Genomic DNA, 4,793 nt, shown 5'->3' with positions numbered 1-4,793 from the left:
TCATGACGCTGGCCAAGGGCCTGGCGGGCGGCGTGCCCATTCGGCGCCATGCTGGCGGCGGCCCGGCCGCGGGCGTGTTCACGCCCGGCACGCACGGCACCACCTTCGGCGGCGGACCGCTGGTCTGCGCGGCCGGCCTGGCGGTGCTGGACGCGCTCGAATCCGAAAACCTGCTCGACAACGCCCCGCACCGTGGGCGAGCGCCTGAAGAGCGCCCTGGCCCGCGAGCTCGCCGGCGTTAACGGGGTGCTCGACGTGCGCGGCCGCGGCCTGATGCTGGGCATCGAGCTCGCCCGCCCCTGCGGCCGCCGCGGCCCTGCGCGCGCTCGAGGCGGGGCTGCTCATCAACGTCACGCGCGAGCGCGTCATCCGGCTGCTGCCGCCCCTCATCCTCGATGCGGCGCAGGCCGACCTCATCGCCGGCACGCTCGCGCCCCTCATCAAACGGTTCCTGGCCGAAAAAACATAATCAACGCCTGCCCGGGCCACGAGCCTGGGCGGGCCCAACGACCTGCGACACAACCATGACACCTCCCACGACTCAAAACGGCCCCCTGCGGCATTTCCTCCAGTTCAAGGACTTCTCCTCCGCCGAGATCGCCTATGTGCTGGACCGCGCCCGCATCATCAAGGAAAAGTTCAAGCGCTACGAACCCCACATGCCGCTGCACGACCGCACGCTGGCCATGGTGTTCGAAAAGGCCAGCACGCGCACCCGCGTCTCGTTCGAGGCGGGCATGTACCAGATGGGCGGCTCGGTCATCAACCTGACCTCCAACGACTCGCAGCTCGGCCGCTCCGAGCCCATCGAAGACACGGCGCGCGTCATCTCGCGCATGGTCGACATCGTCATGATCCGCACGTTCGAGCAGACCCGCATCGAACGCTTCGCCTCGCACTCGCGCGTGCCCGTCATCAACGGCCTCACCAACGAATTCCACCCCTGCCAGATCCTGGCCGACATCTTCACCTACATCGAGCACCGCGGCCCCATCGCGGGCAAGACCGTGGCCTGGGTGGGCGACGCCAACAACATGGCCTACACCTGGCTGCAGGCGGCTGAAATGCTGGGTTTCACGCTGCACGTTTCCACGCCGGCCGGCTACGAGCTCGAGCCCGCCCGCATCGGCAGCCGCCGGCCGCCGTGCTGCGCCAGTTCAAGGACCCCATGGAAGCGTGCAAGGGCGCGCACCTGGTCACCACCGACGTCTGGACCAGCATGGGCTACGAAGCCGAAAACGAAGAACGCCGCGCCGCCTTCGCCGACTGGTGCGTGGACGCCGACATGATGGCGGCCGCCGACCCTCAGGCCGTCTTCATGCACTGCCTGCCGGCCCACCGCGGCGAGGAAGTCACCGGCGAAGTCATCGACGGCCCGCAGAGCGTGGTCTGGGACGAGGCCGAAAACCGCCTGCACGTGCAGAAGGCGCTGATGGAGTTCCTGCTGCTGGGCCGGATCGAATAAGCCGCGGCCGGCCGGCACGCCTGCGGCCCCTCGGCGCCCGCCGCAGGGCCGCGCGCGGTGCGGCCCTCGCATTTGCGGCTACAGGATCCGCGCGAACATGGTGCGCCGCGTGTTCCGGAACGAAGGCCGCACCCGGCTGCTCCAGTCGGTGGCGCGCACCGCAAGCCAGGGCGGACTGCCGAAGGTTCGCGCGTGCGCAGGTCGTAGCACGCGAGATAGCGCGGCGGCTCGTGCAGGCATTCGTAGCGCCGCGCGCGCACGGTGCCGGGCACGGCAGCCAGCCCGGGCAGATGCTCCTCGTCGTACCAGGCATTGAAATCGGCTTCGGCCTGCGGCAACACGTCGGTTTCCACGATGTAGTGCCAGGGCGCGTCCTGCCCCGCCGACGCGCCGGGCCGGTCGATCGTGGCGTGCAGCACGCGCCACGCGCGCGCCGGCCAGCAGCTGCTCGGCGGCGCGCGCGCGCACCTCCGGCAGCGCCGCCTCGGGGCCGTGCGCATAGAGGTAGCAAAGCGGCTCGTCCACCGCCGCATAGGCCCGGAACGTCACGCCTGAAAGGCCCGCTCCCAGGCGGGCGGCCAGGTCGGCGGCCCGCGCCGCGTCGAACCGTTCGCCCAGGGAAATCAGCAATACTGCTTCGTGCCGCATCGTCGTCCTCCGTTCAATGTCCCACGCGCAGCGCCACCAGGAAGCGCGACACCATGTTGTAGGCGGCCGCCGTCGCCGCCAGCTCCACCAATTGCGCATCGTTCCAGCGCTCGCGCAGCGGCGCGAAAACAGCGTCCGGCACCTCGATATCGCGGGTCATGGCGTCGGTGAACGCCAGCACCTCGGCTTCGCCCGGCTCCAGGCCCGCGACCGCGTCCGGCCCGGGGCCGGCGCGCAGCCGCTCGACGACGGCCCGCGGCATGCCGGCCGCCAGGGCATGCGGTACGTGGGCCTCGAATTCATAGGGCGCGCCGTTCAGCGTGGCCACGCGCAGGATGATCAGCTCGCGCAGCCGGGGCGGCAGCGAAGTCTGCTGGCGGATGGCCGTCAGCATGGCTTCCCAGCCCTGCGCCACCGGCGCACTGTTGAGCAGCACCTGATACAGGGGCGAGATGCGCCCCCGGGCCGAGGCGATGCGGCTTTCGAGGCCGGCCAGCTCGGGGCGCGTGCCCGGCTCGACGGGAGAAACCCGGCAGGTCTTCATGGCTCACTCCGGACGGATGTTCTTGCGCTGGATCAGCGCGGTCCATTTCTGGCGGTCGGCCGCGATGAGCGCCGCCAGTTCCTGCGGCGAGGTGGGCGCGGCCTGGGCGCCGAACTTCTCCAGGCGCGCCTTGACCGTGGCGTTTTCCAGCGCCGCGCGCACGGCCCGGTTGAGCCTGTCGATGACGGCGGGCGGCGTGGCCGCCGGCGCGACCAGTCCGTACCAGTTGTTCGACTCCACGCCCGCGATGCCCTGTTCGGCCAGGGTCTGGACCTCGGGCAGCAAGGGGTGGCGCGCCGGGGCGGCTATGCCCAGCGCCTTCAGCTTGCCGCCCTGGATGTGGCCGATGAGCCCGGGCACGTCGCCGAAGAAGCCCGCCACCTGGTTGCCCATGACGTCGTTGATCACGGGCGCGGCGCCCTTGTACGGCACGTGCAGCACCTTGGCCTTGCTGGCGTCGGCGAACATCTCCAGCGTCAGGTGGGGGATGCTGCCGATGCCGGAGGAGCCGATGGCGACCGCCTGCGGCGCGGCCTGCGTGCGCTTGACGAAATCCGCCGCGTCGGAGGCCGGGTTGGATGGGTTCACCACGAATACGGTGGCGTTGTTCACCACCCGGGACACCGGCGCGAAATCGCGCGCCGGATCGTAGGGCAGGTTCTTGTACAGCGCCGGGCTGATGGACACCGCGCCCACGCTGGTCAGAAACAGCACCGAGCCGTCCGCCGGCGCCTTGGCCACGTAGGCGCCGCGATATTGCCGTTGGCCCCCGCCTTGTTCTCGACGATGACCTGCTGCCCCAGCTCCTTGCCCAGTTGCTCGGCCAGCACACGGCCCACCAGGTCTACCGGGCCGCCGGGCGGAAAGGCCACGATCAGCCTCACCGGCCCGTCCGCGCGGGCCGTTCCCAGCGCCGCCAGGCCCAGCAGCCCGGCGCAAAACAGTTTCCTCAACATGAATGTCTCCTTTGCTTTGATGATTCGTCTGGTGGAATCGGGCGGGTTCCCGGCCCCGCCTTCGGAAAGCCGCTACGCAAAACCGTAGAGGCGCGCCGGGTTGTCGACCAGCACGCGCCGGCGCAGGCCGGCGTCGGGACAGGACTGGAAGAACAGGTCCGCCAGCTCGCCGTCGTCCGGCATGTCGCCCGACACATTGGGATGCGGCCAGTCCGTGCCCCACAGCGTGCGCCCGGGCAACGCCTCCACCAGGGCCCGCACGAAGGGCAGGCCCTCGGCGTAGGGTCGCCGGCCCGACGTCGATGCGGTCGATGCCCGACACCTTCACCCATGCCTGCGGCACCGCGGCCAGGTCGAGCAGGGCGCGGAACGCGGGCGCGCTCACGCCTTCCGCCGCCCGCACGCGCCCCATGTGGTCCACCACGAAGGGCAGCGGCAGCGCGCGCAGACGCGGCAGCAGCCCCGGCAGCATGGCGCCGTCCACGTGCAGGCAGAGATGCCAGCCCAGCGGCGCGATCAGGCTCACGACGTGGTCGAACACGGCCGCCTCGGGCGCGCGCCCAGGTGCGGCACGAAGTTGAAACGCGCGGCCCGCACGCCCGCCTCGTGCAGCGCGCGCACCCCGCCGTAGGCGTCGGCGCCCAGCAGCGCCACGCCCCGGTAGCGGCCCTGGCCGCGCGCCAGGGCATCGAGCAGCGCCGCGTGATCCGCGCCATGGCAATTGGCCTGCACGATCACGGCCCGTTCCACGCCCAGGCGGGCGCGCAGCGCGGCCAGCTTTTCGAACGGCGCATCGGGCGGCGTGTAGGCGCGCCCCTCGGCGTAGGGAAAGCGGTCGGCCGGGCCGAAGACGTGGCAATGCGCATCGCAGGCGCCGGCGGCAGTCCGTGCCGGGGCCGGGACGGGGTTTCGAGGGGAGGACGGCAATCGGGCACGGCGCATTCCTGTATGGCTAAAAGCGCATGGTGGCCGATTGCGGCCCATCAACCAATGCTATATCTTTGATTTCAGATATACAATTTTTCTATATCAATTCCATGGATCTCAAACAGATCGAGTACTTCGTGCGCGTGGCCGAGCGCCGCAGCTTTTCGCGCGCGGCCGAAATCGACTGGACGTGGCCCAGCCCAGGGCAGCCAATCGGCAAGCAAGGCCGGGCGCTGTCGGTATTCGGCGAGGT

The 4,793-nt window shown here is 70.4% G+C and carries 2 protein-coding genes and 6 pseudogenes; 3 read left to right on the top strand and 5 right to left on the bottom strand.

Translation table 11 applies throughout. The annotated features are described in order from the left end of the window. Window positions 1–469, top strand: a pseudogene (locus AD428_RS22925) (aminotransferase class III-fold pyridoxal phosphate-dependent enzyme); the annotation flags it as partial. A gap of 55 nt (window positions 470–524) precedes the next feature. Then, window positions 525–1,465: pseudogene (gene argF, locus AD428_RS22920) on the top strand (ornithine carbamoyltransferase). Between the two features lie 78 nt (window positions 1,466–1,543). On the opposite strand, the pseudogene AD428_RS25760 reads toward argF, so the two are convergent. The 5 genes and pseudogenes from AD428_RS25760 to AD428_RS28630 all read right to left on the bottom strand — a co-directional run. Continuing rightward, a pseudogene (locus AD428_RS25760) lies at window positions 1,544–2,113 on the bottom strand (hypothetical protein). Between the two features lie 13 nt (window positions 2,114–2,126). Then, window positions 2,127–2,657, bottom strand: a complete 531-nt coding sequence (locus AD428_RS22915) for a carboxymuconolactone decarboxylase family protein (RefSeq protein WP_053245724.1) — start codon at window positions 2,655–2,657, stop codon at window positions 2,127–2,129. Window positions 2,658–2,660: 3 nt separating this feature from the next. Continuing rightward, window positions 2,661–3,613 (bottom strand): annotated as a pseudogene (locus AD428_RS22910) (Bug family tripartite tricarboxylate transporter substrate binding protein). Between the two features lie 72 nt (window positions 3,614–3,685). Continuing rightward, window positions 3,686–3,874 (bottom strand): amidohydrolase family protein, encoded by a 189-nt coding sequence (locus AD428_RS28635; protein ID WP_235491082.1) that lies wholly within the window; start codon window positions 3,872–3,874, stop codon window positions 3,686–3,688. Window positions 3,875–3,971: 97 nt separating this feature from the next. Continuing rightward, window positions 3,972–4,555 (bottom strand): annotated as a pseudogene (locus tag AD428_RS28630) (amidohydrolase family protein); the annotation flags it as partial. A 95-nt stretch (window positions 4,556–4,650) separates the two neighbouring features. Between AD428_RS28630 and AD428_RS28625 the strand changes: the two are divergent. Next, window positions 4,651–4,793: pseudogene (locus AD428_RS28625) on the top strand (LysR family transcriptional regulator); the annotation flags it as partial.

This window comes from Achromobacter sp. DMS1 (assembly GCF_001270295.1).
The sequence above is the reverse complement of the archived record's forward strand: the minus strand, read 5'-3'. Positions and strand labels throughout refer to the sequence as shown.